The sequence below is a fragment of the Bradyrhizobium ferriligni genome (assembly GCF_056837965.1).
Window position 1 is genome coordinate 66,359 of record NZ_JBXEJO010000031.1, and the last position, 26,741, is coordinate 93,099.

Sequence of the window (26,741 nt, forward strand, 5' to 3'; positions counted from 1 at the left end):
CGTTTTCGCGCGAACTGGCTACCGGCTCGCGTGAAGAGAACGCGTCAACACAAGAAACCAGGGCCCCGTTCCGATTCAATCGGAACGGAAAAGGCTCTCGAGGAAACCAACCAATGAGCAGGACAGGATGAAGGCGGTCGTCGTCGAGCAATACGCACCCATCGATCAGATCGGGCTGAGGGAGATCGCCACCCCCGAACCCGGCCCCGGACAGATCCGAGTCCGCGTCCACGCCGCGAGCATCGGCTTCGTCGATGGGCTGAAGGTCGAGGGCCGCTACCAGACCAGGGATGCCCTGCCCTTCACGCCGGGCGCGGAATTCGCCGGCGTGGTCGATGCGGTCGCGGGCGACGTCGCCGGCATCGCGCCGGGCATGCGGGTGATGGGCGCGGCGCGCTCGGGCGCGCTGGCCGAGCATATCGTGGTGCCGCCCGATGCCGCCGAGATCATGCCCGACGGGCTGTCGATGGAGGCCGCCGCGGCCTTTCGCACCAATTACCTCACCGCGCTCTATGCGCTCGGCGAGCGCGGCTCGCTCAAGGCCGGCGAGCAGTTGCTCGTGCTCGGCGCCGCCGGCGGCACCGGCATCGCCGCCATTCAAGTCGGCAAGCTGCTCGGCGCGCGCGTCGTCGCCGCGGCCTCGACGGAGGAGAAGCGCCACTTCGCCGCAAGCTTCGGTGCCGACGCGGTCGTCGACTACACGAGGCCCGACTGGCGCGACGCGCTGAAGGACGCGACCGCCGGCCATGGCCCCGACGTGATCTTCGATCCGGTCGGCGGCGAGGTCTCGCTGCAGGCGTTCCGCTCGATCGCCTGGAACGGCCGCCATGTCGTGGTCGGCTTCGCGGCCGGCAACATCCCCGCGCTGCCGTTCAATCTGCCGCTCCTCAAGGGCGGCCTCCTGGTCGGCGTCGACGCCGCCCAGATCGCGCGCCGCGAGCCCGAAGCGCAGGCGCGCGTGATGGCGCAATTGTCGGCATGGCTGAACGATGGCCGGCTGACGCCCGTGGTCGGCAAGGTGTTCGCGTTCGAGGACTTTCGCGCGGCCTTCACCACGATGCAGACCCGCGCCGCGCTCGGCAAGATGGTGGTGCGGATCGGGTCGTGAGAGGGGCAGCGCTATCGCCTCATCCTCGCTGTCGTCCCTGCGAAAGCAGGGACCCATAACCACAAGTGCTGATTGGTGTGCTTCGCTGGAATGACGAGCTCTGTTCACGACATCCGCCACGGCGTATGGGTCCCTGCTTTCGCAGGGACGACACTGAATGTGTTGCGCGGTCTGTGAGTCAAACAAACGCATTCTCGCGACATGAATCGTCCGAGCTTTGCTTTTCGTTTCGCCGCTCTGGAAACAGAGGGCGCAGGGAAAGCCGGGTGCCGATCGCACCCATGGGCCCCGAGCAATAGGTAGAAAGCTCGGGGGTAGGACCACAGGTGTAACCGGAAACAACCCGGCTTTCCCTGCGCGATGGGTTACGGCTTATACGTGCTCTCCCCGGTGAGACTGGGCTTGTTTGTCACCGTCTTCACAACGCGCATCGCGCAATGCGAAAAGACACCTGCCGCTAGGGCGTCAGGACCACACGATTTCGCCGTCCGCCTCTCATGCATGTCGTCGCACACATGCTCGGCGTCCACCGCATCTCGACCCGCGTTCGTGACGATCGCGAAGCGCCCCTCGATCGGGTGAGACGGATGTATTGAACATCTGAGTTGGGTCATCCGTCAAGTTAAATTCTGAAAAGCCGAACGAATTGTTGAGCCCACAGACTGACGAATGACGAACAGCAAGCTGCGGGAGGGCGCCGACCTCCTGGAGAAGCCGGTCTCGCAAGCCAAGCTCGACTTGAGGATCGGAAAGATACGCGACCCTCGCGAAGGTTCGCGAAAAGTATCACAGGTTATTGTTGCGGGGTTCTGTGCCGCCTTAGCGTTGCGGACTACGGCATTCGGGGACGAAAAAATGCAGGACATGCTCACGCATCTCGAAAAGCTTCGCCGCGACGCGGCGGAGTGTGCGTTGATCCGCGACCTGGCGACTGACTTGCGCAAGCGCGAGCTGTTCAGCAAACTCGCCGAACATCTCACCGCCCTTGCCACCGAGGTGGAGGAGACCATCAAGGCGGCACGCAAGGAGGACCAAGTCATCTAGCGAGGCCTACGTCGTCCGTTCGAACGTATCGACACTTGTCGTGACAGCTCGCCACCAGTTCACGGACTTCAGGGCCGCCGCTTCACCCTCTCGGGCCGCGACCAGCGCCTTGTCCGACACGACAAACCACGCCGTTTCCATTTTTTGATCCCACGTCATCTCGTCCTCGCGGCAACGCATGCCCCTCGAACGAGCGGGGCAACTTGCCCAGGAAATCGACGTTCCCAACGTCGCCCAGGTCCTGGGAGGACGTGGCAATTTGCCGGATGGAACCAACGTCGCAACGGCGCATTGTCATTTCACCCATCGGTTGACAGGTAATATGCCGCCAGTATCGGTAGACGTGCCGATCCTGTAGCATTGCTGGTTCGCCGAGGAGCCTATTCGCCGCAATGTGTTGTATTTCAGGATTCTTTGTCTTGGCACTTTTTGCACATCGAGCATCGAGCACGACGTCGCGATCGCGCGGGCGGATTACCACCAAAGAGGCGCGATGAAGACCGACAAGGCCATCTGGTACGTCTCGTTCGCCATGCGAAATCCTGACGCCGGACATCACCGCTTCGCACGCCAGACCCGTACCTTCACGACCGAGCAGGATGCCAAGGCGTTTGCGCGCACGCTGCTCGTTCAGACGCAGGACGTCAGTGCCGGAACGATCAATCCGCATATACCGAGACGCGTGATCGCGCCGGCCGCGATCACGGCCTGGGCCGGCGACAGCTGAGGCTTCGCCGCCGTTGCTTCCTACAGGAAGCGCGAGGGCGCAAACGGGGCGAGCGGAATCTCCGGCGCCTTGCCGCTCAGGAGTTGCGCGACCAGCCGGCCGGTGCGGGCCGATCCGACGAGGCCGACATGGCCGTGGCCGAAGGCGTAAACCACGTCGCTCGTCGCACGGGCATAACCGATGCAGGGGCGCCCGTCCGGCATGCTCGGCCGATGGCCGAACCAGGTCTTGATCCGCGATGGCGGAATATCCCTCGGCAGCTTCGGGAACATGCTGAAGAGATGCTCGCGCAGGATTTCGGCGCGCTTCCAGTTCGGCGCGGCGTCAAGCCCCGCGATCTCCACCGTACCTGCGGCGCGCAGGCCCTTGTCGGTCCAGTTGACAACCATCTTGGCATCCGAGGCCATCATCGAATTGCGCGGGCCGGATTCCGGATTCTCGATCATGACGTGATAGCCGCGCTCGGTCTCCAGCGGCAGCGGATCGCCGATCGAGGCGGTCAGTTGCCTGGAGCGAGCGCCCGCGGCGACGACAGCCGCGTCGCAGGCGATCTCGCCGCTCTCGGTGACCACGGCGACCAGCTTGTTGCCGGCAAGCTTGAGGCCCGTGGCCTTGGCGGCGACGCGCTCGGCGCCATCAGCGATGGCGTGCGCGGCGAGCGCCGCGACATAAGCGCCGGGATCGCGGCAGCGTCCCGCCTCCTCCACCACGACGCCGAATTTGTAGCGCGGATGCAGATCGGGCTCGCGCTGGCGCATCTCGTCTTCATCGAGCTCCAGCCATTCGATGCCGACACGCTTGCGGATGCGCCAGCCGAGATCGCGGTCGAACGGCGCGCGCGAGGGAAACACATGCATCACCCCGCGCCGCTCGATCAATTCGGCCACGCCGGCTTCCTCGGCGAGTTGCCGGTGCAGCAGCGGCGCGTCCTTCAACAGATCACGCATCGCCCGCGCAGTGGCCTCGACCTGCGCCTCGGTCCGGCTCGACAGCAGATACTTGACCAGCCAGGGCAAGGCCTTCGGCAGGTACGACCAGCGGATCGCCAGCGGACCGAGCGGATCCATCAGATAGCCCGGCACCTTCTTCCAGGTGCCCGGATCGGCCGGCGGGATCACCGAATGCGACGACAGCCAGCCGGCATTGCCGTAGCTCGCCGCCTGCGTGCCGCCGGGCTCGCCCGGATCGATCAGCGTGACTCTGTGGCCCTCGCGCAGCGCCTCGATGGCGCTGATCACGCCGACCGCGCCGGCCCCGATGATCGCGACGTGACGGGACTCTTGTTTGGGCATGATCTCCTCGGAAAACCGCTTCGCACTTTTCCGGATCATGCCCTAGCGCGTAGCCTGCGGCGCAAGATCCTTACCTACCGACAGCGCGCGCTGATCGACCAGGCAGTGCAGGATCGCGGGCTTGCCTGAGGCCAGCGCGCGCTCGAACGCGGGCGCGAAGTCTTCGGTGCGCTCGACACGCTCGCCATGGCCGCCGAACGCCTTGGCATAAAGCGCGAAGTCCGGGTTCTTGAGCTGGGTGCCGACGACGCGGCCCGGATAGTCGCGCTCCTGATGCATGCGGATGGTGCCGTATTGCGCGTTGTCGATGACGACGACGATCAGCGGCGCGTCGTACTGCACGGCGGTGGCGAACTCCTGCCCGTTCATCAGGAAGCAGCCGTCGCCGGCGAACGCCACGACGACGCGGTCCGGATGATGTCGCTTGGCCATCACAGCCGCCGGCACGCCGTAGCCCATCGAGCCCGAGGTCGGCGCGAGCTGCGCGGCGAAAGCGTGGAAGCGATGGTGGCGGTGAATCCAGCCGGCGTAGTTACCGGCGCCGTTGCAGACGATGGCATCCTTCGGCAGGCGATCGCGCAGCCAGGTCACGACCTCGCCATACTGGAAGCTGCCCGGCAGCTCGCGCGGCTTGTCGGTCCAGGCGAGGTAGTCCGCGTGCGCCTTGACCGCCTCTCCTTTCCAGGCGGGCGCGGCCGCGGGCTTCATGGTCTCGACCGCGGCGGCGAAGGCTGCGGGCGTCGCCTGGATCGCGAGCGCCGGCTGGTAGACGCGGCCGAGCTCTTCGGCGCCGGGATGGACATGGATCAGCTTCTGGCTCGGCACCGGAATGTCGAGCAGCGTGTAGGACGAGGACGGCATTTCCGACATGCGGCCGCCGATCAACAGAATGACATCGGCGCCGGTGATGCGATCCCTGAGCTTCGGGCTCGGGCCGATGCCGAGATCGCCGGCATAATGCGAGTGATCGGCGTCGAACAGCGAGGCGCGGCGGAACGAGGTTGTAACCGGCAGGTCGAAGCGCTCGGCGAAGCGCGCGATGCCCCTAGCGGCCTCCGCAGTCCAGGCCGAGCCGCCGAGCACCACGATCGGCGCCTTGGCGCCGGCGAGCATGCTGCCGAGGCGCTCGAGATCGGCCGGCGCCGGCCAGGTCGCCGCAGGCTCGACCTTCGGCGCGTCGGCGACCGCAGCGGTTTCAGTCAGCATGTTCTCCGGCAGCGAGATCACCACCGGACCGGGCCGGCCCTGCAGCGCGACGCGGAAGGCACGCGCGACCAGTTCCGGAATGCGGTCCGGACGATCGATCTCGACCGCCCATTTCGCCATGGTGCCGAACACCGCCTTGTAGTCGAGTTCCTGGAACGCCTCGCGCTCGCGCATGCCGGTGTCGACCTGGCCGACGAACAGGATCATCGGGGTGGAATCCTGCATCGCGATGTGGACGCCATGGGCGGCATTGGTCGAGCCCGGACCGCGGGTGACGAAGCAGATGCCCGGACGTCCCGTCAGCTTGCCATAGGCCTCCGCCATCATCGCGGCGCCGCCCTCGGCGCGGCAGATCACGACGTCGATCGGGCTGTCGTGCAAGGCGTCGAGCGCCGCCAGATAGCTCTCGCCCGGCACGCAGGTGACGCGTTCCACCCCTTGCGCGACCAGCTGGTCGATCAGGATCTGGCCTCCGGTGCGGGCATTGCTTTTGGTCATGAGGGCTCCCTGCAAGTACTGGCGCGCGCTTGAGCTTCGCGCGGATCGTGGTCCCACGGGGTATGATAGACGGAAATGGGGTGCAAGGCCGAAGCTGCGTACCGCGGGCGTAGCGGCGCCAAGCCATGCGGTAAGCAATGGGCAACGCTGTTTCGTCATCGATTTCCGCAGAGCGGAGGATCGCCGGCAGGATTGAAGCCGCCGCCGGCAAGCAACGCAGGTCACCGTCGGCCGGCTCCAGGGCAATCTCGTCGCGCTCAAGCGGGACCGATGTCACGACGCCGGTTTGCGGCCCCGATCGGGTCTCGCGCAACGTGATCAACCTGTGCGTGCTTCTTTCAGGGGAACTCCCATCGACGATGGCGCGCAACCTCGCGATCATCACGAGGCGCCGATCGCCGCAACAGAGCGCAGGCGGAAAAATGCCCGCACGCCACAACCCCAAGACTGGCAGCGCGCGGCCGCCGATACGATTGCAGTCAGGAGCTCTCCGATGCGCGCCATGGCGTGGCACGATCTGCATAAGCCAACGCGTCATGTGCACGATAACAATCATTGGGAGCGCACGGTTTGCTTCCGTAAGACTACGGTGCAACGATCGGTCGCTTCGCATCTTCACCGCACGATCGCATGGATTTCACGGCAAATCGCGGTGTTGCGCGGCGCTTTCGATTGCGCTCATCGCGAGCATCGCGCGTTCGACTTTGCGCGAGCGCACGCGGCGCATTGCACGCCCTTCTTGATGGAACTCGAATCGCCTACCGTTTCACGCAGTCAGAAATTGTAAATCGTGTAGCGCACCTGCGTGGGGCCGGCGGTGGAAGGCGTTCCGCTGCCGATCAGGTGCACCGTTTCAATTCACCAAGATCATTATCAAGGCTGGAGGGCAATGCATGTTGGGGATGAAGAGCGTCGCAAGCGTCGTCGGCTCGGACAGTTCGTACCGGCTGTTCGACGACATGCCGATCAGTGTCATGCTCTGCGAGCTGGACAATTTCAAGATCACCTACATCAACGAGTCGACGCGACAGAACCTGAAGAAGATCGAGCATGTGCTGCCGGTGAAGGTCGACGCGCTGATCGGGCAATCGATCGACATCTTTCACAAGAACCCGCAGCATCAGCGCCGGCTGCTGTCCGACCCGAAGAACCTGCCGCACAGGGCGCGCATCACCATCGGCGGCGAGACGCTCGATCTCACCGTGACGGCGATGACCAATTCGCGCGGCCGCTACACCGGACCGATGCTGACCTGGGAGCTCGCGACCGAGAAGGCGCGGCTTGAAACCCAGACCGAACGGCTGTTGCAGATGCTCGACAACATGCCGATCAACATCATGATGTGCGATACCGACTTCAACATCACCTACATCAACCAGACCAGCCTCAAGACGCTCGACACCGTGAAGCACCTGCTTCCGGTGGCGCCGGACAAGATCCTCGGCAACTCGTTCGACATCTTCCACAAGAACCCGGCGCATCAGCGCCGCATCGTCGGCGATCCCAAGAACCTGCCGCATGCGGCCAAGATCAAGCTCGGTCCGGAAACGCTCGATCTGCGCGTCTCCGGGCTGACCGACAAGCGCGGCAACTACACCGGCGCGATGCTGAGCTGGTCGGTCGTGACAGGCAATGTGAAGCTGGCCGACGATTTCGAGAAGGATGTGAAGGGGCTTGCCGGGATGCTGGCGTCGGCCTCGACGCAAATGCAGGGCACGGCTCGATCGCTGACGACGACCGCCGAATTCGTCAATCAGCGCTCGGCGAGCGCGGCGTCCGCGTCCGAGGAGCTGTCGTCCTCGGTCAACGAGATCAGCCGCCAGGTGGCCGAAGCGAGCCGCATCGCCCGCATGGCGGTCGACGAAGCCGAGAAGTCCGACAAGCTGGTCGCGGGCCTCGTGACCATGGCGCAGAAGATCGGCGACGTCGTCGCCCTGATCAGCCAGATCGCCGGCCAGACCAACCTGCTTGCGCTCAACGCAACCATCGAGTCCGCGCGGGCCGGCGAAGCCGGGCGCGGCTTCGCCGTCGTCGCCTCCGAGGTGAAGGCGCTGGCCAACCAGACCGCCAAGGCCACGGAAGACATTTCGGCGCAGATCAACGAGATGCAGGCCGCGACCGGCAACACCGCCACGGCGCTGAAGGCGATCTCGCAGGTCATCGTCCAGATCAGCGAGATATCGACCGTGATCGCCAGCGCCGTCGAGGAACAGGCCGCGGCCACCAAGGAGGTCACCGCCAACATCAACGGCACGACCAAAGCGATCGACGATGCCAGCAAGGCCGCCGAGAACGTGCTGGCGGCCTCCGGAGAGCTCGCCAGCAACGCCTCCGAGCTGGAAGTTCAGGTCGACAAGTTCCTCAAGAACGTGCGCGCGATGTAATCGCCGGATCGCGCGCTTGCCTACAGCGAGCGCGCGATCAGGAGCTTCATGATCTCGTTGGTGCCGCCATAGATCTTCTGGATCCGGGAATCGATGAACATGCGCGAGATCGGATATTCCTGCATGTAGCCGTAGCCCCCATGCAGCTGCAGGCATTCGTCGGCGGTCTCGACCTGCTTCTGCGAGCACCACCATTTCGCCATCGACGCCGTCACGGTGTCGAGGTCGCCGGCGACCAGGCGCTCGACGCACCAGTCGACGAACACGCGGGCGATCATCGCCTCGGTCTTGCGCTCGGCGAGCTTGAAGGCGGTGTTCTGGAATTCAAGCAGCGGCTTGCCGAACGCAGTGCGCTCCTTGGTGTATTCGGCGGTGATCCTGACCGCGCGCTCCATCGAGGCGACCGCGCCGATCGCGAGCGACAGCCGCTCCTGCGGCAATTGCTGCATCAGCTGCACGAATCCGTTGCCCTCCTCGGCCCCGAGCAGGTTTTCCGGCGGCACCGTGACGTTGTCGAAGAACAGCTCCGACGTGTCTGATGCGTGCAGCCCGATCTTGTCGAGGTTGCGCCCGCGGCGGTAGCCCTCGGCGCCCTCGGTTTCAACGACAATCAGCGAGATGCCCTTGGCGCCCAGAGCCCCGGTCCGCGCCACCACGATGACGAGATCCGCGGCCTGGCCGTTGGTGATAAATGTCTTCTGGCCGTTGATGACGTAGGAATTGCCCTGCTTCTTCGCCGTGGTCTTGACGGCTTGCAGATCGGAGCCGGTGCCGGGCTCGGTCATCGCGATGGCGCCGACCATCTCGCCCGACGCCATCTTCGGCAGCCAGCGTTTCTTCTGCTCCTCCGAGCCGTAGTTGACGATGTAATGCGCGACGATCGCGCTGTGCACGGAGACGCCGGTGGTCAGTTCCGGCACCGTGCTCTCGAGGTCATCGAGCACGGCGGCGTCATAGGCGAAGCTGGCCCCTAAGCCGCCATAGGCCTCGGGCACGCTCGGCAGCAACGCGCCCATTTCGCCGAGCGCGCGCCAGGCTGAGCGGTCGACCAGCTTCTGCTCGCGCCATTTTTCGGCGTGCGGCGCCAGATCCTTGGCGAGGAATTTGCGGAACTGGTCACGGAAGGTGTCCAGCTCCTCGGTCATCCAGGATGATCGGTAGTGCATTCTGCCCTCGTATTAAATCAGCAGACCGCCGCCGGCGACGATCACCTGACCACTGATGTAGTTCGATTCCGGAGCGCAGAACAGATAGACCGCATCGGCTGCCTCCTCCGGCGTGCCGCCGCGGCCGAGCGGGATCATGCGGCCCATCGCTTCCAGCATCTGCGGCTGGACGCCGACCTTGATGTCGCGGCCGGCGACGTCGATGGTCTTCTGCTGGCTCTCGATCGGCTGGGTCAGGCGGGTATTGATCAGGCCGAACGCGACGCAATTGACGTTGACCTTGTAGCGGCCCCACTCCTTGCACATCGTGCGCGTCAGCCCGATCAGCGAGGCTTTGGCGGACGAATAGCTCGCCTGCCCGGCATTGCCGTAGAGGCCCGCGATCGAGGAGATGTTGACGACCTTGCGGAACACCTCGCGGCCCGCTTCGGCCTCCCTCTTCGCCATCACCCGGATCGGCTCCGACGCCGCGCGCATGATGCGGAACGGCGCGACCAGATGGACGTCGAGCATCGCCTGGAACTGCTCGTCGCTCATCTTCTGGATCGTCGAGTCCCAGGTGTAGCCGGCATTGTTGACGATGATGTCGAGGCCGCCGAACCGATCGATCGCGCTGCCTACGAAGCGATCGGCAAAGCCGGCTTCGGTCACGCTGCCATTGACCGCGATCGCCTCGCCGCCCATGGCCTTGATCTCGGCGACGACCGCATCGCCCGGCTCGGCATCGAGATCGTTGACCACGACGCGTGCGCCCTCGCTGGCGAGCTTCAGCGCGATCGCGCGCCCGATGCCGCGGCCGGATCCTGAGACGAGCGCGACTTTGCCTTGCAGTTTCGACATGATCTCTCCTAGAGCGCGATAATGGCTTCCCCGGCGAGCTTGATCTCGCCGTTCTGATCCTTCGTCGTCAGCGCGAGCTTTGCGCGCTTCTCACCGCCCTGCTCGATCAGTTCGGTCACCGTGCCCTCGCAGGTCAATTGCGCGCCGAGCTGGGTGATCGCGGCAAAGCGGGTCGAGAACGAGCGGATGCGCGACGGCGCCACCGCGTCGGTCAGCGCCTGGCCGAGATAGCCCATCACCAGCATGCCGTGCGCGAACACGTCAGGAAAGCCGGCCGCCTTCGCGAAGTCGATATCGACATGGATCGGGTTGTGATCGCCGGAGGCGCCGCAATACAGCGCGAGGCGATGGCGGGTGATCGGCGGAAACTTCTTGTAGACGATGATATCGCCGACCGCTGGAGAACTGCTCATGACGGCCTCGCATTGCGCACCACGACGGTGCGCGAGACATCGGCGACATGGACGCCGTTCTGGTTGGTGACCGGCGTGTCGACCACGATCAGCGTCATCGCCCCGCCCTTCTTGTCGGTCACGCCAGTGACGCGCGGGCGGAACGTCAGCGTGTCGCCGACGACCACGGGCGCGTGATAGTCGAAGCGCTGCTCGCCGTGCAGCACGCGGGCCAGATCGATGTCGAGCGCCGTGAGGAACTCGAACGGGTCAGGTGCATCCATCATCTCGAGGCAGAACAGATAGGTCGGCGGCACCGGTGCCGCCGTGAAGCCAGCCGCCTGCGCGGCCGTCTCGTCGCGATAGACGGCATTCGTCTCACCGAGCGTATCGAGGAAGAAGCGCAGGCGCCCCGGCTCCACGCGCGCGGTCACGGGCGTGAATGTACGCCCGACAGCGGATTGATCGACCATGGGCGGCCTCAGGCGCGTTCGTAGAGCGTCACGACGCAGGCGCCGCCGAGGCCGAGATTGTGCTGCAAGCCGATCCGCGCGCCCTCCACCTGCGTCGCCGCAGCGGTGCCGCGCAGCTGCCGCGTCAGCTCATAGCATTGCGCAAGCCCGGTGGCGCCGAGCGGATGGCCCTTCGACAGCAGCCCGCCGGACGGGTTGGTGACGATCCTGCCGCCATAGGAGTTGTCGCCGTCGTCGATGAATTTCGCAGCCTCGCCCTCGCCGCACAGGCCAAGCCCCTCATAGGTGATCAGCTCGTTGTGCGCGAAGCAGTCGTGCAGTTCGACAACGTCGAGATCATCGGGCCCGATGCCGGCGGCCTCATAGACTTTGCGCGCGGCATCGCGCGCCATGTCGTAGCCGACCACCTGCATCATGTCTGACGCACCGAAGGTCGACGGCGTGTCGGTCGTCATCGCCTGCGCCGCGATGCGGACCTGCTTGTTGAGGCCGCGCTGGTCGGCGAATTTCTCCGAGACCAGGATTGCGGCGGCGCCGCCGCAGGTCGGCGGGCACGCCATCAGCCGCGTCATCACGCCGGGCCAGATCACCTGGTCGTTCATCACGTCGTCGGCGGTGACCTCTTTCCGGAACAGCGCCAGCGGATTGTTCTTGGCATGCCGGCTCGCCTTGGCGCGCACTTTTGCAAAGGCGGAGAGCGGCGTGCCGTATTTCTTCATGTGGCTGAGGCCGGCGCCGCCGAAATAGCGCAGCGCCAGCGGCACGCCGGGCGCGTCGACCAGCTTGTCGGCCGCGGCGTCGAAATCGTCGAACGCGCTGGGACGATCGGTGAACACGGCGCCGAGCGCGCCGGGCTTCATCTGCTCGAAGCCGAGCGCCATCACGCAATCGGCGGCGCCTGACTCGATCGCCTGCCGCGCCAGGAACAGCGCGGTCGAGCCGGTCGAGCAGTTGTTGTTGACGTTGACGATCGGGATGCCGGTCATGCCGATCGGATAGAGCGCGCGCTGCCCGCAGGTGGAGTCGCCATAGACATAGCCGACATAGACCTGCTGCACACGGCCGTAGTCGAGGCCGGCATCGGCGAGCGCCAGCTTCGCCGCCTCGGCGCCCATCACGTGATACGGCGCATTGGCGCCTGGCTTGACGAACGGGATCATGCCGACCCCGGCAACATAGGTGCGTGACGTCATCGCGTGTCCTCCCGGAAATTACCCACTGGACTATTTATTACCCATGGGTAATATACGGGCGATCTTCCGGAGTCAATGCGACAGCACCCCACGCGATGGACGCCAGCTCTCCCTCTTCCAGCAACGAGTCGCCCTGGCTGCCGTTCGAAAGCCGGCGCCGCGCCCGCGACGAGAAGCGCGAGGCGGTGCTGCGCACGGCCGTCGCCCTGTTCCTCGAACAGGGTTATCACCGCGCCACGCTGAACGACGTCGCCAAGCGGCTCAACATCACCAAGCCCGCGCTCTACAACTACTTCCGCGGCAAGGACGAGATCCTGTTCGAGTGCTGGTCGATCGGCAATGAGCTGGTCGACGAATGCATCGCCGAGACGTCGGCCGGCGGCGGCTCGGGGCTCGACAAGCTGCGCAAGCTCACCGTCCGCTATGCCGAGCTGATGACCGCGGATTACGGCAAGAGCCTGGTCCGCTTCGACATCCGCGATCTCAGCGAGGACAACCGCAAGATCGTGCAGACTGCCAAGCGGCGGATCGACCGCGCCTTCCGCGACTATATCGCACAGGGCGTCGAAGACGGTTCGGTGAAACCGTGCGACCCGAAGCTCGCGGCGTTCGCCATTGCCGGTTCGCTGAACTGGATCGGCCACTGGTTCCAGCCGGGCGGCGAACTGAGCGGACGTGCCGTCGCTGAGGAATTCGCGATCCGTCTCACCGAAGGCATCGCCAAAACAACAACGCAAACGACATCAACGCGCAAGACAACGGCGCATGAGAAGGCGGACAAACCGCCTCGCAAGGGAAACGCATCAAGGGAGGAGACGAGTGAACATCACACACGGACTGCGGCGCGCGCTGCAGGTCAATCCAAACGGGCTCGCAGTCGTCTGCGGTGAGCGGCGGTGCAACTGGCGTGAGGTCGGCGACCGCGTCGCCCGCCTCGCCGCCGCGATCCGCGGCCTCGGCGCCCAGGACGGCGACCGCGTCGCGATCCTGTCGTTGAACTCCGACCGCTATCTCGAGCTCTACCTCGCGGTCGGCTGGGCCGGCGCCGTGATCGTGCCGCTCAACATCCGCTGGTCTCCGATCGAGAACGAGGACGCGCTGCGCGACTGCCGCGCAACGATCCTGTTCGTCGACAAGGCGTTTGCGCCGGTCGGCACTGCGCTGGCAGGCGCCATCCCCGGCCTCAAGCTGGTCTATGCCGACGAGGGCGAGACGCCCGCCGGCATGGAGAATTACGAGACGCTGATCGCGCGCAGCGCGCCGATGGCAGATGCCATGCGCGGCCGTGACGACCTTGCCGGCATCTTCTACACCGGCGGCACCACCGGCCGCTCCAAGGGCGTGATGCTGAGCCACGGCAATCTGATGGCCAACGCGCTCAACGCGCTCGGCGAAGGCCTGTGGCCGAGCAGCACGATCTATCTGCATGCGGCGCCGATGTTCCACCTCGCCAATGGCGCGGCGATGTATTCGGTGCTGCTGTCCGGAGGATCCAACGTCGTGATCCAGGGCTTTACGCCTGACGGCGTCGCAGCGGCGGTGCAGAAGGAGCGCATCACCGACGTGCTGCTGGTGCCGACCATGATCCAGATGTTCGTCGACCACCCGACGCTCGGCAATTACGACCTGTCGTCCTTGAAGCGGATCTCCTACGGCGCCTCCGTGATCAGCGACGCCGTGCTGATGCGCGCCATGAAGGCGCTGCCGCATGTCGAGTTCACGCAAGCCTACGGCATGACCGAGCTGTCGCCGATCGCGACCCTGCTGCACTGGAAGGAGCATATCGGCGACGGTCGCGCCAAGGGCCGGCACCGCGGCGCCGGCCGGGCGACGCTCGGCTGCGAGGTCAAGATCGTCGACGCCGAGGACAAGGTGGTGCCCCTGGGCACCGTCGGAGAGATCGCCGTGCGCGGCGACGTCGTGATGATGGGTTATTGGGAGCGTCCGGAGGAGACCGCGCGTGCCGTGATCGACGGCTGGATGCACACCGGCGATGGCGGCTACATGGACGAGGACGGCTTCGTCTACGTCGTCGATCGCGTCAAGGATATGATCATTTCCGGCGGCGAGAACGTCTATTCGGCCGAGGTCGAGAACGCCCTCGCCCAGCACGCGGCGGTGGCGCAATGCGCCGTGATCGGGATCCCGAGCGAACGCTGGGGCGAGCAGGTTCACGCCGTCGTGGTGATGAAGAGCGGCGCCAGCGCCACGCCGGAAGAGCTGATGGAGCACTGCAAGGTGCTGATCGCCGGCTACAAATGCCCGCGCAGCGTCGACATCACCGCGACGCTGCTGCCGCTCTCCGGCGCCGGCAAGATTTTAAAGCGCGAGCTGCGCAAGCCGTATTGGGAGAACCGCGAACGGCGGGTGAGCTGAGGGACAGCTCTCAACGTCACCCCCGGCATTCCGAGGCGATGCGAAGCATCGAACCCGGAATCTCGAGATTCCGGGTCTGGCGCTAAGCGCCATCCCGGAATGACGACGTCTCATGACGCCATTCGACCGCGAGCGTTGACATCGGAGCGCACGGCCGATTGGATCGGTTCGAGATTCAATCCAGCGAGTTCCGATGTCCGCACCCGATACCAATACCAACGGCAAGCCCCGCCGCCTGATGCACCGCCGCTCCGTCGAATGTCTCGGCTATCTCCGTGACGACGGATTGTGGGAAGTCGAGGCGCGGCTGGTCGACACCAAACCCTATGCCCGACAGGACAAGCATCGCGGGCTGCAGCAGCCCGACGATCCCGTGCACGACATCCGCCTCCGGCTCGCGGTCGACGACAGTTTTACGATCCGCGAGACCGGCACCACGATGGCCTCGACGCCCTACCCGTCCTGCCTCGACGTCGAGGGCATCTTGCAGCGCCTGGTCGGCGAACGCATCGGCAAGGGCTGGCGCGAACTGGTCCGTCGCAAGATCGGCAGGCTCGAAACCTGCACCCATCTCGCCGAGCTCCTGGGACCGGCGGTGACGACGCTGTTCCAGACCGCAACCTCCGGCAAGGATCCGCAGGGCCGCGGTGCGCTCGATCACCAGCGCGATGTTACCGAGCCGCCGTTCTTCGTCGGCGGCTGCTATTCATGGCGGCTGGATGGGCCTGTCGTGGCCGAGACCTTTCCGCAGTTCGCGCAGAAGTCGACCGAGGCGAAGCACAGTTCGTGAGCGGTGCCCCGCCGCTGGCCAAGGCGAGTGCATGGTGCGCCGCTGCTGGAGCTCAAATGCAGCTCCTCGTCGCAGCTTTATCCCATTCACGCAGATGATCGAACGCGGCACTAGCTCTCCGGCACGCCGGCCATGCGCATTCCCTCATAAAAGCGCTTACGCTTGGCGAGCCATACCGGATTGTCGGACAGGAAGACGACATTGACGTCGTATCGACGAATGCTGAAGTTGGGATCGAGTGCCAGTCCGGCTTTGGCACTGGATCGTGCTTCCTCGAGGTCTCCCATCATGGCCAACGCGCCAGCCAAGTGAAAGTGAGCGAGCGCAAAATTGGGATTAGCCTCAATGCTCCGGCGAAGCCAGTCCAGCGCCTCGAGGTCTGCGTTGGTGCAGGACATCAACTTGGCCATCCCGACAACCATGATCCAGAGAAAGGCACGCGTATCGCGAGGGGACAGTCGTAACGCCTCTTGAATATGCCCCTCGACTTCCTCACCACGCCCCAGCGCATGCTTCCCGAGGCCAATGAACCCATGCGCATCGGCCAAATTCCGATCGAGCGCCAGCGCCTGGCGACATTCAGCGATACCCTTTGCAGCGCGGTGTGTCCGAATTTGAACCGCGCCGAGCAACATGTGGGCTCGGGGGTGATTGGGCGCACGCAACAACACGCCATTCAGCGCCTTCTCCGCGGCCCTGAAATATGCCGGTCCGTCATCGGCCATGGAGGAAGAACCGATCGCAAAATCGACCTGAGCCGCGGCAACCGCTGCTTCAATATTGTCGGGATCAAGCGCGAGGGCGCGCATGAAGAAATCCCTTGCTCGCGCCATAACTGCAGGCGCTATTCCTTTATTCAGGACAGCCCTGCCCTGAAAATAGAGATCCATCGCGTCCGGCTGGGGCAACCGTTCTGCCCGTCGTGCTTCGGCCTTGATAAGCTCGGCGTTCAACGTATTGGCGAGCCGGGATACGATCTCATCCTGCATGTCCAACAAGTCGGCAGCGGGCTTGTCGAAGCGCTCGGCCCACACATGGGCTCCGGTTTCCGTGTCAGTCAACTGAACGTTCAGGCGAAAGCGGTTGCCGCCGCGTTGCACCGACCCTTCCAGCGCGTAACGAACATTCAATTCGCGGCCGATCTCCCTCACGTCCACCGCCTTGCCCTTGAAGGTGAACGCGGTGCCCCGGCCGATGACGAACGCACCGGCGATGCGCGACAGGTCGGTAGTCAGACTGTGAGTCACGCCATCGACAAAATATTCCTGCTCCAGATCGCCGCCAATATTTGTGAATGGTAGAACAACAATGGACAGGTGCGGGATCGAAGATGAACCCGCTGGCTTTCCGGCGTTGTCCGGCATCGACGAGGTCGTGACGCTGGCAGAAGCCGGGCGGTCGGCCTGCTCGCCATCCACGACCAGCATGTAGCCGCGGCGAGGCAAGGTTCTCAAGGCCAATCGGCCTGCCTCTCCCAAGGCCTGCCTGATGTCGCCGATGGCCTGGACAAGCGAGTCTTCCGTGACCTCGCAGTCCGACCAGACCTCATCCAATATCTCGTCCTTATGCACCAGGCGCCCGACGCGTTGCGCGAGGAGCCGCAGCACCGCCCAGGCTTGAGGACGCAACGGCACGATGTCGCCGCGCGCGTCGAGCAGCAATTCGCGGGCCAGGTCCAAGGTCCGGTCGCCGATCACAATCGAAGGCTGCGATGACTTAAGCAAGAACGCCTCGTTGGGCCATTTCGGAAAATATCGGCAGAATATCGGCGAGGTTTCGGGACCTGGCGGCAATTGTACAGCATCATCTTGCGGCGCGGGATAGCAAAACCGTCCCGAGCAGCGATCCACCAAAAGCGGTCAGCGCCAGGCAGGCCTCCATGATCAGTTCTGTCATCCATACTGCGCTAAGTATTTCAGGTTTCAACCCTTCCCCGGTTGCGGGGACGGACCAGCGATGCGGCCCCGGCGTCACCGACACCGAGATCAGGATCGGCCAATCGATGCCGCACAGCGCGCCGCAGCCTGAGCAGGTTTGCCCGGGAGCGCTGGACCGGCACCAACGAGCAGCATGAGAGGGAATGATCGATGTCCTCTATCCACGCATCCGCAAGATTGCTGCACCTTATTCAGTCGCAGCGCGTGACCGCGGTCATCTATGTCGCCGCGAAGCTGGGGATCGCTGAGTTCCTGCGCGATAGATCGCGGCCCCTTGGCGAACTCGTTGAGGCGACCGGCGCGAACAAGCAGGCGCTCCGCCGCCTGCTGACCGCGCTTTCGACCATAGGCATTTGCACGGTCGCTGAAGAGCAATACGCATTGACCGAACTGGGGGCTTGCCTTGATGGGGCCGCAACCCAGTCCCTCAAGAACTGGACGATCTTTGAAGGCCAGTTCCTGACCGAATCGTGGACCGGGTTGCTGGACTCGATCATGACGGGCAAGACCGCCGCGCAACTGCTTGGCCATGAAAACAGCTTTGATCTGATGGCGCGCGATCCGGAGATGGTCAGCATATTCAACGCAGCGATGATGGAGGGGACGCGTCTGGCGATTCCGGATATCCTGGGGGCCTACGACTTCGGTGCGTTCGCTCATCTCATGGATGTCGGCGGCGGCTCCGGCGAACTCGTTGGCGCCATAGCCGGGCAACATCCGCACATCCGAGGGACCATTTTCGACCTTCCGCGCTGCGCCGAATCCGCGACTGGCCACCTGAGGCGCAGCGGGCTCAGTGACCGCGTCGAATTCATGGCCGGCGATTTCTTTCAGACGATTCCATCGATCGCGGATGCCATCGTCATGAAGAACATCATTCACGATTGGAGCGATGAGCGCAGCATGGTCATCCTCGCAAACTGTCGAAGGGCGCTCCCCGGAGGTGGCGTGCTCCTGCTTATCGAACGGATCATGCCGGAATTCCCGAGCGTAAGCGATGCGCACAGGGAACAGACGCTGACCGATCTGCTCATGCTTCGCGGGCCTGGCGGTCTCGAAAGAACGGAAAAGCAGTACGCTTGGCTGTTTCGCGAATCCGGCTTTACTCACACCGCGACCTATCCGGCCGGGCGTCTCAGCGTCATCGAGGCAAAGGTCGCCTGAGCTTTCGAGGTCAGACCATTACTCCCGCGCAATGGAGCAGCGACTGGTTCGAAGGACATCATAGGCAAAAGCATACTTTGGAAGGAACAGGAATGCATCTGCCTGCTGCAAGCAAGTCGTCGTCGCCCATATTAGAGAACCCGGCGTACAAGGCCGTGTTCGCCAAGGTCGACTGGCGCCTTATACCTTTGCTGCTGATCGCCAGCATGGTCGCCTTTCTCGACCGCATCAATATCGGCTTTGCACAACTTCAGATGAAGCAGACACTGCCGTTCGATGATGCAGTCTACGGGCTCGGCGCGGGCATCTTCTTCGTCGGATATTTCCTGTTTGAGGTGCCCAGCAATCTTCTTCTGGAAAGGATCGGCGCGCGCAAGACCCTGTTGCGGATCATGGTGCTCTGGGGATTGGCGGCGACCGCCATGATGTTCGTATCGACGCCGCTCCAGTTCTATGCGGCGAGGTTCTTCCTTGGTGTCTTTGAGGCCGGCTTCGCCCCGGGCGTGCTGCTGTATTTGACGTACTGGTACCCGTCGGTGAGGCGCGGGCAGGTCATCGCGATCCTCGCGTCGGCGCCCCCCATTGTGATGTTCATCGCTGGTCCGCTGTGTGGTTCGATACTGAAGTATTCCGACGGCGTCAGCGGTCTTTACGGCTGGCAATGGCTGTTTCTGATCCAGGGGCTGCCCGCGCCAATCCTCGGCGTTCTCGTGTATTACCTGCTCAAGGACAAGCCGTTCCAGGCCGCGTGGCTCTCGAAGGGAGAGAAGGCGCTGCTGGACGATGCTTTACAGCATGACGAAGAGAACATCGTGAAGGCAACCTCGGGGACGTTCCGGCAGCTGCTGCGAGACCCGAAGGTCTACCTGTTGTCGCTGGCCTGTTTTTGTCTGCTGGGCGCCAACTACACGATGGTATTCTGGATGCCGACCCTGATCCATAGCTGGGGAGTGAAGGATCCGCTACTGGTCGGCGTCTATCACGCAGTGGCCAACGCCGCGGGTATCGTCTGCATGATCCTGATCGGTCGTCATTCGGACAAGCGGCATGAGCGCCGCTGGCACTATGCGACCTGCGTCACGATTGCCGCCGGCGGCTTGTTCTTTCTCATGTTGCTCCACGGCACTTTTGTTGGTTCGATCCTGGCTCTCTCCTTCGCCGTCATCGGGTTTGTGTCAGCGCCGCCGCTCTTTTATGCATTGACCAGCGAGTATCTCTCAGCAGGCGTGGCGGCCGGCGGCCTTGCCCTCGTCACCAGCCTCGGAAACCTCGGTCCGGCGGTAAGCCCGTCGATCACGGGGTTCATCGTGCGGAACACCGGCGACAACATCTATGGCATGTACTTCGTCATGGCGCTGTACTTGCTCTCCGGCGCACTCCTGCTGCTGAGCATGCGGCCCGCAACAAATGAGTTGCTCCTGTCGAGGAGTTGACCATCCAGCCAAGTTCAAGCCGCCGCTGCGGAATGCTCGACCACGGCCTGCGGCGGGTTGCGGAAGCCGATCGCGATCCGGTTGTAGGTGTTCATCAGACCGATCGCGATGGTCAGGTCGACCAGCTGCTTCTCGCTGAACACGGCGCGCGCCGCTTCATACGCGTCGTCCGGGACCGCGGTCTCCGCCACGCGGGTGACGGTTTCGGCCCAGGCCAATGCGGCGCGCTCCTGATCGTCGAACAACGCCTCCGCCTCGCGCCAGACCTGCAGCAGCGCCAGCTTCTCGACCTTGACGCCCATCTTCTGCAGTGAGCGGGTGTGCATGTCGAGACAATAGGCGCAGCCATTGATCTGCGATATCCGCAGATAGACCAGTTCGACGAGCTGCGCGGAAAGGCCGCTTTGCGTGATGTAGCCATAGACGCCGCCGAGCGCCTTGATGCCCGCGGGCGCGACCTTGTTGTAGTCGATCCGCATGCTCATTGCTTGTGTCCTTCCTTGTCGAAGACGGTCAGCGCCTTGTCGTTGCTGTCGACGACGAACACCGCAAGCAGCTTTGCCGGTTCGGTCGCGCTGGCGTTGCGCCCGAGCACATGATGCGCGCCGGGCGGCTCGAAGAAGCTGTCGCCGGCCCGATAGATGTGCGCGGCCTCGCCCTCGAGCTGGCTCTCGATCGCGCCCTGGAGCACGTAGACATAGAGAAACGCCGATTTGGCGTGATGATGCGGCGCCGAGGGCTCGCCGGGCGGGAAGTTGACTTCGACCGCGATCAGCGACTTGCCGGGAATGTTCGTGATCATATGCTCGAATTTCGGCGTCACCGATTGCGCCATCGCCGGGGTCGCAAGCGCGGCGCAGGCCAGCAGCGTCGTCATCAAGGTCTTCATCTCGTGCCTCCATTGCTAACGGATAGATGCGGGCACGCATGGCCAAAAAGAAGCACCAAGAATGAACCGAATTGGTGTACCACGAGCCATGCCCAACCCGCTTCCCATCGCGCTCGACCGGTCGGCCAGAACGCCGCTCTCCGAGCAGATCCGCAAGGCGATCGCGGCGGCGATCGACAATGGCGTGCTGGTGCCGGGCGCCCGGCTGCCCTCCTGGCTTGACCTCGCCGCGCAGCTCGGCGTTGCGCGCGGCACCGTGCGGGCAGCCTACGACAAGCTGTCGGACGCCCAGCACATCGTGTCGTCGAAGGCGGGCGGCACCACCGTCGCGAGGCGGCCACGGAAGGCCGCCAAGCCCGATGCGCCGGTCGTTCCCGGATCGGTCGTGGAGATGTTTAGAGATCTGAGCGGTCAGGGACACTTCCGGATGGGCGTCCCCGCGCAGGATAGCCTCCCCGCCAAGCTGCTGGCGCGAATCCGCGCGCGCGCCGTCCGGGCGGAATTGAGCGCGGTGACGCGCACCATCGATCCGCGCGGCGAGCTCGAATTGCGACGGGAGATCGCGGCGCACCTCGCGATCGCGCGCGGGCTCGAATGCTCGCCCGCGCAGATCGTCATCACCTCGGGATTCAGCGGCGGACTCGGCCTCGCGCTGCGCGTGCTCGGCCTCGAAGGCCGCCGCGTATGGATGGAAGAACCGGGATTTCCATTGACGCGAAAGGGCCTCGAGCTCGCGCGGCTGGAGGTCGTCCCGATATCAGTCGATGCCAATGGCGTCGATGTCGAGTACGGCCTCAAGCATGCCCCCGACGCGGCACTCGCGGTTGTGACGCCGGGCCAGCAGGCGCCGCTCGGCCCGCCGCTGTCGCCGAAACGTCGCGCGCAGCTGCTCGACTGGGCCGCGCAAACCGGAGCCTTCATCATCGAGGACGACTATCTCGGCGAGTTGCAGCTCGACGGCCGTGCCGCGCCGGCGCTTGCCTCGCTCGACCGCGCCGGCCGGGTGATCCATCTCGGCTCCTTCAGCAAGACGATCTCGCCGACGCTTCGCCTCGGCTTCCTGGTTGCTCCGGAGCCATTGGCGGCGCAGTTCGCCGATGTCGCGACGTGCCTGGTCCCTGCTCCCGGCCCGGCGGTGCAGCTGTCGACCGCCGAGTTCATGCGCGACGGCCACTACATCCGCCATCTCAGGCGAACCAAGCGGGCCTATTGCGACAGGCGCGATGCGCTGACGACGGCGCTACGGAGCTGGAGCAACGACGTGCGGGTTGCCGGCCTCGCGGTCATGCTGACGCTGCCGGACAAGACCGTCGATGTCGAGATCGCCCGAGCACTGCTCGCGCACGGGCTGGCGCCCGCCCCGCTGTCGCCCTGGTATGTTTCACCGAAGCACGCGCAGCCGGGTCTCTTGCTCGGCATTGCAACGGTGCCGGATCGCGGCGTTCCGGCCGCATGCAAGCGCCTGTTCGAGGCGATCCGCGCCCAAGGTCGCATCCAAGAGGCGCCGGCGCCGCGCCGGATCAGGAAGCCCGCAACCCGGTGAGCGTAAGACTCAACGCCTTGAGCCGCTTGCGCGCCTCGGCGTCATAGGCCTGGGCATGGGCCCGCGCCTCGCGCTTGCCGTCGAAGAACAGCCCGCTCCGGCCTGCCACATCGTCATCCTGGACCAGACGCAGGATGGCATCACCGCCCTGCTCGACGGTCGAGATCGGCGTCGCGCCGCTGGCGCGCACCATCGTGGTGTTCATATAGGTCGCGGGGTGCAGCGAGTTAACGGTCACGCCGGAGCCTTCGAGCTCCGCGGCCAGGTCGATGGTGAACATGATCTGCGACAGCTTGCTCTGCGCATAGGCGCGCGCGCCGTTGTAGTTCTTCGTGATCATCACATCGCCGAAATCGATCGGGTGCTGGCCGAGTGACGCGACATTGACGATGCGCGCCGGCGTGCTCGCCTTGAGCCGCGGCAGCAACAGATGCGCGAGCAGGAAGCCGGCGAGATAGTTGACCGCGAAGCGCAGCTCGTGGCCGTCCTTGCTGGTCTGCCGCGCCGGCCCCTCGTTTTGCGAACCGATGCCGGCGTTGCTGACGAACACATCGAGGCGCTCCTGGTCGTCGAGCACAAGCTGGGCGAACTCGCGGACCTCGGCGAGCGAGGACAGATCGGCCTGGTAGAACATCGGCTCGCGGCCGCTGAGGCGCTTGATCTCGTCGGCGAGCGTCTGCGCCCGCTTGGTATCGCGGCCGTGGATCAGGACCCGGGCGCCGGCCGACGCCAGCTTCATCGCGACGTAACGGCCGACGCCGTCGGTGGAACCGGTGATCAGCACCGTCTTGCCTGCCATATTCATCGAAATTGCCTTTCGATCGTTCGCCCAGCGCTGTCAGCAAAGATAAAGGGGCCGCGCGGACTTTGCCATGGCATGCCACCGCGCCGGCGGCGCCAAAACGGCGCCAAAAAAGTCACCCCGGGCACGGGCCTTCTCCGGAACCGCATACGTACATCTTGTCGCGCGGCCGGCGGTCGCGCGGCGCCGCGTCGCGCCTCAGGGAGATCGTGTTCTGATATCCTCGACGTGAACGACAAGCCAGGATCGGCACAAGATCGGCAAAGGACCGGAATGTCCTCGACCATTCCAGACAGGATCTTGCGAAAGACTCCCTCGCTGGAGCCGTTCGGCATGCTGCTGTTGTTCGGCGCGCTGACCGCGCTGCCGATCGTCCTGACGCTCCGTCTGGTTGAGCCCGCACTCGTGCTGCCCGTGCTCAGCCTGTTGTTGTTCGTCCAGGCAGCCATTACCGCGATTGCGGCGCGCGTGATCCACGTGCGCACAAGCGTGGCGAACCTCACGCTGTGGGATTTTGCCGGCGCGTTCACCTTCATGGGGTGCGCAGCGGCAATCCTCGGCGAACCGGATCAGGCGGCGCTGTTCTTCGAGGAAGAAGCAGCAATGCGTCCGGTGTCACGACCGTAATCCCAGGCCGGGCCCCTCTGGCAGCCACAAGCTGCGATGTCGGACTGGAACTCAGTTGGAGTGGCCCTGCTTCGACCCGTGACGCGGATAGGCGTCGCGGTGGATTTGCCGTCCGCATGACGGCAAGAGCCGGTTTCGTCGAAAGGGTCCGCTCCCCGACCTCAAGGGGAATGCGACCATGTCCGAACTATTTTCGCCCGAATTGTTTTCACTCGACGCCCTCAGCGCATTGCTGCAAGTCGTCGTCATCGACCTCGTGCTGGCCGGCGACAATGCCGTCGTGATCGGCCTTGCCGCGGCCGGCCTGCCGGCGAAGCAGCGCGGCAAGGCGATCCTGATCGGCATCGGTGCCGCGACACTGCTGCGCATCCTGTTCGCCCTCGTCACCACGCAGCTGATGCAGATCGTCGGCCTGCTGCTGGCCGGCGGCATCCTGCTATTGTGGGTGTGCTGGAAGATGTGGCGCGAGCTGCGCGCCGACGCGCACGAGACCACGGCCGAACATGCCGATGGCGCAAAGGGCCAGCGCAAGACGCTGTGGCAGGCCACCACGCAGATCATCGTTGCCGACGTCTCGATGTCGCTCGACAACGTGCTGGCGGTCGCGGGCGCGGCGCGGGAGCAGCCGATCGTGCTGGTGTTCGGTCTCGCGCTCTCGATCGCGATGATGGGCGCGGCCGCCTCCTTCATCGCGCGGCTGCTGCAGAACCACCGCTGGATCGCCTATGTCGGCCTCGCCGTGATCCTCTATGTCGCCATCGACATGACGGTTCGCGGGGCGAACGAGATCGCGCAGGTTGCGCCGGCCTGACGAAAGCAAAACGGCGGGCCCTTCGGCCCGCCGTTCCGCAAATCGACAACGCGCGCTCAGTGGATTTCCGCCGAACGCTTCAGCGCGTCCTTCAGCTTCTCGAGCGAGAAATCCTTGGAACGCGCGATGTCCAGGATCGGGGTCTCGCGGCGGCCGCAGAGTTCGGCGGCCTCGGGCAGCTTCGCCGCGACCTCGTAGGGGATCACGATGGCGCCGTGGCTGTCGGCGTGGATCAGGTCGTCGGATCGCACCGTCATGCCGGCGACGCGGACCTCGCCGCCGAAGCCCTCCGCATGCACCCAGGCGTGCGACGGGCCGATCGAGCCGGCCAGCGCCTGGAAGCCCGGCGCCCATTGCGGGATGTCGCGGATCGAACCGTCGGTGATGACGCCGAGGCAGCCGAGCGCCTTGTGCACGTTGCTCTGCACCTCGCCCCAGAATGCGCCGTAGCCGACGTCCGGGCCGTCGATGTCCTGGATGACAGAGATGCGCGGGCCGAAGCCGGTGCCGACATATTCGTAATATTCGATGCGGCGCTTCGACTGCTCCTCGGCCGAGAGGCCGGATTTCAGCACCGAGCGGATCGTCGTGGTGCGGGCGTAGCCGACCATCGGCGGCAGCGTCGGGAACGGACAGACCAGCGGCTTCACGGTGTAGCCGATCAGACGGCGCTCCGGCGCGACGATCTCCATCGCGTTGCAGATCGTCGGCGTGTCGTAGCGCGCCAACGCTTCAAGGACGGAAGCAGGAAGCGGGGCGGAAGCGGATGTCGTCACGGCGTTTCTCTCCTGATTTTTGGCGTCAGATCATGATGCGTTTCCACGGAAACGCATCATGATCTCATTTCTTTGTTTGAGCATGATCTTTTCGGAAAACCGGTCTCCACTTTTCCGGATCATGCTCGAGCGGCCATCTCAGCCTATAGCCGAGATCGCAGGCGAACCCAACCGAGGCACGCTCATGGCTGATATTTGCTGGAATGAAGCAACCACATCACCGTCACCCCCGCGCAACGGCGAAGCCGTTGTCGCTGGAGGAGACCGCGCAAGCGGCCGTCTCGAAGGGTCGGCGGCCCCGCCGGTGGCCGTCCATTCTTCGAGACGCGCTACGCGCCCTCAGGATGACGGATCATAGAGAGGCATCAGTGCAGGTGCGTCGGACGATCGTCGCGATCGCTCTCCGTGACCGGCGTTGCATAGGGAGCAGCAGCGGCCGCCGCCGGCGCGCCCGTGCCTTGCGTCTGCGCGGCAAGCTGGCGCTCCTGGTCGCGATAGGACTTCCAGCCCCAGGGCAGGCTGATCAAATAGGCAACCGAGCCCGCCGACAGGATGTGCCAGGGATAGCCGATCAGCAGCGCGACGAAGAACACCACGGCAACGAACACCGGCAGCACCATTTCCGGCGGCACGCGCATCTTCACGGTCTTGCCGGAGAACACCGGCAGTCGCGACACCATCAGGAAGGCGATCAAGAGCGTGTAGAACGCCGTCAGCGTCGCCGGCGGCATCGGCACGCCGAGGAAGGCGAGATAGATCGGCAGCAGCACGGTGATCGCACCGGCCGGCGCCGGCACGCCGGTGAAATAGTTGGCGGCGAAGGCCGGCTTGTTCGGATCGTCGATCGAGGCATTGAAGCGCGCAAGCCGCAGGCCGCCCGAGATCGCGAACACCATCGCGGCGATCCAGCCGCCATTGTTCAATTCATGCAGCTGCCAGAAATACAGGATCAGGCCCGGCGCGACGCCGAAATTGACGAAGTCGGCGAGGCTGTCGAGCTCCGCGCCGAATTTCGACTGGCCCTTGATCATGCGGGCGACGCGGCCGTCGATGCCGTCGAGGATCGCGGCGAACACAATCGCGGCGACCGCAAGCTCCATCCGCCCTTCGGTCGACAGCCGGATCGCGGTGAGTCCGGCGCAGATCGCCAGCAGCGTGATCATGTTCGGCACCAGCATCCGCACCGGGATCGGGCGGAACCGGCGGCGGCGATACTCGGTGGAATTCGGATCGAATGGCGTCATGGTTTTGCAATATAGCAAGCGCTGCC

Annotated in this window: 27 protein-coding genes; 13 read left to right on the plus strand and 14 right to left on the minus strand. The window is 64.6% G+C overall.

Features of this window, described 5'->3' with window-relative positions; translation table 11 throughout:
- Positions 1-127: 127 nt before the first annotated feature.
- Both AC1VNY_RS19720 and AC1VNY_RS19725 read left to right on the plus strand, forming a co-directional pair.
- Positions 128-1,108 carry an NADPH:quinone oxidoreductase family protein gene (locus tag AC1VNY_RS19720; RefSeq protein ID WP_482406448.1) on the plus strand — a complete coding sequence of 327 codons (981 nt, stop codon included), beginning with the start codon at positions 128-130 and terminating at the stop codon, positions 1,106-1,108.
- 855 nt (positions 1,109-1,963) lie between these two features.
- Entirely contained in the window at positions 1,964-2,152 is a 189-nt protein-coding gene (locus AC1VNY_RS19725; RefSeq protein ID WP_482406477.1) for a hypothetical protein, read from the plus strand.
- 6 nt (positions 2,153-2,158) lie between these two features.
- Here AC1VNY_RS19725 and AC1VNY_RS19730 read toward each other — a convergent pair whose 3' ends face one another.
- A complete protein-coding gene (locus AC1VNY_RS19730; RefSeq protein WP_482406449.1) occupies positions 2,159-2,311 on the minus strand; it encodes a hypothetical protein in 153 nt (50 codons plus the stop codon).
- Between the two features lie 334 nt (positions 2,312-2,645).
- Here AC1VNY_RS19730 and AC1VNY_RS19735 point away from each other — a divergent pair, with 334 nt between their 5' ends.
- Positions 2,646-2,879: a hypothetical protein gene (locus AC1VNY_RS19735; RefSeq protein ID WP_028334283.1), complete on the plus strand. Its 234-nt coding sequence runs from the start codon at positions 2,646-2,648 to the stop codon at positions 2,877-2,879.
- A 20-nt stretch (positions 2,880-2,899) separates the two neighbouring features.
- Here the strand turns inward: AC1VNY_RS19735 and AC1VNY_RS19740 are convergent, their stop codons facing one another.
- Both AC1VNY_RS19740 and AC1VNY_RS19745 read right to left on the minus strand, forming a co-directional pair.
- Positions 2,900-4,171: an NAD(P)/FAD-dependent oxidoreductase gene (locus tag AC1VNY_RS19740; RefSeq protein WP_482406450.1), complete on the minus strand. Its 1,272-nt coding sequence runs from the start codon at positions 4,169-4,171 to the stop codon at positions 2,900-2,902.
- Between the two features lie 42 nt (positions 4,172-4,213).
- Positions 4,214-5,875, minus strand: a complete 1,662-nt coding sequence (locus tag AC1VNY_RS19745) for a thiamine pyrophosphate-binding protein (RefSeq protein WP_482406451.1) — start codon at positions 5,873-5,875, stop codon at positions 4,214-4,216.
- Positions 5,876-6,368: 493 nt separating this feature from the next.
- On the opposite strand from AC1VNY_RS19745, the gene AC1VNY_RS19750 reads away from it, so the two are divergent.
- Both AC1VNY_RS19750 and AC1VNY_RS19755 read left to right on the plus strand, forming a co-directional pair.
- On the plus strand, positions 6,369-6,662 hold the full coding sequence (locus AC1VNY_RS19750) for a hypothetical protein (protein WP_482406452.1): 294 nt from the start codon (positions 6,369-6,371) through the stop codon (positions 6,660-6,662).
- A gap of 106 nt (positions 6,663-6,768) precedes the next feature.
- Positions 6,769-8,259, plus strand: a complete 1,491-nt coding sequence (locus AC1VNY_RS19755) for a methyl-accepting chemotaxis protein (RefSeq protein WP_461191203.1) — start codon at positions 6,769-6,771, stop codon at positions 8,257-8,259.
- A gap of 20 nt (positions 8,260-8,279) precedes the next feature.
- Here AC1VNY_RS19755 and AC1VNY_RS19760 read toward each other — a convergent pair whose 3' ends face one another.
- The 5 genes from AC1VNY_RS19760 to AC1VNY_RS19780 are packed head-to-tail and all read right to left on the minus strand — an operon-like array spanning position 8,280 to position 12,323.
- Positions 8,280-9,425 carry an acyl-CoA dehydrogenase family protein gene (locus AC1VNY_RS19760; protein WP_482406453.1) on the minus strand — a complete coding sequence of 382 codons (1,146 nt, stop codon included), beginning with the start codon at positions 9,423-9,425 and terminating at the stop codon, positions 8,280-8,282.
- 12 nt (positions 9,426-9,437) lie between these two features.
- Complete coding sequence (locus AC1VNY_RS19765; protein ID WP_482406454.1) at positions 9,438-10,265, minus strand: SDR family NAD(P)-dependent oxidoreductase; 828 nt, start codon at positions 10,263-10,265, stop codon at positions 9,438-9,440.
- A gap of 8 nt (positions 10,266-10,273) precedes the next feature.
- Positions 10,274-10,678, minus strand: coding sequence for a MaoC family dehydratase (locus AC1VNY_RS19770; RefSeq protein WP_482406455.1), 405 nt, complete (start codon positions 10,676-10,678; stop codon positions 10,274-10,276).
- Positions 10,675-11,130, minus strand: a complete 456-nt coding sequence (locus AC1VNY_RS19775; RefSeq protein WP_028344581.1) for a MaoC family dehydratase N-terminal domain-containing protein — start codon at positions 11,128-11,130, stop codon at positions 10,675-10,677. Before AC1VNY_RS19775 ends, AC1VNY_RS19770 begins: the two co-directional genes overlap by 4 nt.
- 8 nt (positions 11,131-11,138) lie before the next feature.
- A complete protein-coding gene (locus AC1VNY_RS19780) occupies positions 11,139-12,323 on the minus strand; it encodes a lipid-transfer protein (RefSeq protein WP_482406456.1) in 1,185 nt (394 codons plus the stop codon).
- 95 nt (positions 12,324-12,418) lie between these two features.
- On the opposite strand from AC1VNY_RS19780, the gene AC1VNY_RS19785 reads away from it, so the two are divergent.
- The 3 genes from AC1VNY_RS19785 (at position 12,419) to AC1VNY_RS19795 (ending at position 15,489) form a co-directional block, all read left to right on the plus strand.
- The gene (locus tag AC1VNY_RS19785) at positions 12,419-13,213 is read left to right on the plus strand and encodes a TetR/AcrR family transcriptional regulator (protein WP_482406457.1); all 795 of its coding nucleotides are present in this window, start codon (positions 12,419-12,421) and stop codon (positions 13,211-13,213) included.
- Complete coding sequence (locus tag AC1VNY_RS19790; protein WP_482406458.1) at positions 13,143-14,699, plus strand: acyl-CoA synthetase; 1,557 nt, start codon at positions 13,143-13,145, stop codon at positions 14,697-14,699. Before AC1VNY_RS19785 ends, AC1VNY_RS19790 begins: the two co-directional genes overlap by 71 nt.
- Positions 14,700-14,892: 193 nt before the next feature.
- Positions 14,893-15,489: a DUF2889 domain-containing protein gene (locus AC1VNY_RS19795; RefSeq protein WP_283062095.1), complete on the plus strand. Its 597-nt coding sequence runs from the start codon at positions 14,893-14,895 to the stop codon at positions 15,487-15,489.
- 110 nt (positions 15,490-15,599) lie between these two features.
- On the opposite strand, the gene AC1VNY_RS19800 is transcribed toward AC1VNY_RS19795, so the two are convergent.
- Complete coding sequence (locus AC1VNY_RS19800; protein ID WP_482406459.1) at positions 15,600-17,213, minus strand: winged helix-turn-helix domain-containing protein; 1,614 nt, start codon at positions 17,211-17,213, stop codon at positions 15,600-15,602.
- A 363-nt stretch (positions 17,214-17,576) separates the two neighbouring features.
- Here AC1VNY_RS19800 and AC1VNY_RS19805 point away from each other — a divergent pair, with 363 nt between their 5' ends.
- Positions 17,577-18,590 carry a methyltransferase gene (locus AC1VNY_RS19805; protein ID WP_482406460.1) on the plus strand — a complete coding sequence of 338 codons (1,014 nt, stop codon included), beginning with the start codon at positions 17,577-17,579 and terminating at the stop codon, positions 18,588-18,590.
- A gap of 92 nt (positions 18,591-18,682) precedes the next feature.
- Positions 18,683-20,023: an MFS transporter gene (locus tag AC1VNY_RS19810; RefSeq protein WP_482406461.1), complete on the plus strand. Its 1,341-nt coding sequence runs from the start codon at positions 18,683-18,685 to the stop codon at positions 20,021-20,023.
- A 14-nt stretch (positions 20,024-20,037) separates the two neighbouring features.
- Here AC1VNY_RS19810 and AC1VNY_RS19815 read toward each other — a convergent pair whose 3' ends face one another.
- The gene (locus AC1VNY_RS19815) at positions 20,038-20,508 is read right to left on the minus strand and encodes a carboxymuconolactone decarboxylase family protein (RefSeq protein ID WP_482406462.1); all 471 of its coding nucleotides are present in this window, start codon (positions 20,506-20,508) and stop codon (positions 20,038-20,040) included.
- The gene (locus AC1VNY_RS19820; RefSeq protein WP_057017276.1) at positions 20,505-20,912 is read right to left on the minus strand and encodes a cupin domain-containing protein; all 408 of its coding nucleotides are present in this window, start codon (positions 20,910-20,912) and stop codon (positions 20,505-20,507) included. The genes AC1VNY_RS19815 and AC1VNY_RS19820 overlap by 4 nt, the downstream gene beginning before the upstream one ends.
- Positions 20,913-21,000: 88 nt before the next feature.
- Here AC1VNY_RS19820 and pdxR point away from each other — a divergent pair, with 88 nt between their 5' ends.
- Positions 21,001-22,455 (plus strand): MocR-like pyridoxine biosynthesis transcription factor PdxR, encoded by a 1,455-nt coding sequence (pdxR, locus tag AC1VNY_RS19825; RefSeq protein ID WP_482406463.1) that lies wholly within the window; start codon positions 21,001-21,003, stop codon positions 22,453-22,455.
- Here the strand turns inward: pdxR and AC1VNY_RS19830 are convergent.
- A complete protein-coding gene (locus tag AC1VNY_RS19830; protein WP_304499721.1) occupies positions 22,433-23,260 on the minus strand; it encodes an SDR family NAD(P)-dependent oxidoreductase in 828 nt (275 codons plus the stop codon). The genes pdxR and AC1VNY_RS19830 overlap by 23 nt on opposite strands.
- 330 nt (positions 23,261-23,590) lie before the next feature.
- Between AC1VNY_RS19830 and AC1VNY_RS19835 the strand changes: the two genes are divergently transcribed.
- Positions 23,591-23,884: a hypothetical protein gene (locus AC1VNY_RS19835; protein WP_028344571.1), complete on the plus strand. Its 294-nt coding sequence runs from the start codon at positions 23,591-23,593 to the stop codon at positions 23,882-23,884.
- A 178-nt stretch (positions 23,885-24,062) separates the two neighbouring features.
- Positions 24,063-24,695 carry a TerC family protein gene (locus AC1VNY_RS19840; RefSeq protein ID WP_482406464.1) on the plus strand — a complete coding sequence of 211 codons (633 nt, stop codon included), beginning with the start codon at positions 24,063-24,065 and terminating at the stop codon, positions 24,693-24,695.
- A gap of 56 nt (positions 24,696-24,751) precedes the next feature.
- On the opposite strand, the gene AC1VNY_RS19845 is transcribed toward AC1VNY_RS19840, so the two are convergent.
- A complete protein-coding gene (locus AC1VNY_RS19845) occupies positions 24,752-25,471 on the minus strand; it encodes an RraA family protein (RefSeq protein ID WP_482406465.1) in 720 nt (239 codons plus the stop codon).
- Between the two features lie 365 nt (positions 25,472-25,836).
- Positions 25,837-26,715, minus strand: a complete 879-nt coding sequence (gene pssA, locus AC1VNY_RS19850) for a CDP-diacylglycerol--serine O-phosphatidyltransferase (protein WP_482406466.1) — start codon at positions 26,713-26,715, stop codon at positions 25,837-25,839.
- Between the last annotated feature and the right edge of the window lie 26 nt (positions 26,716-26,741).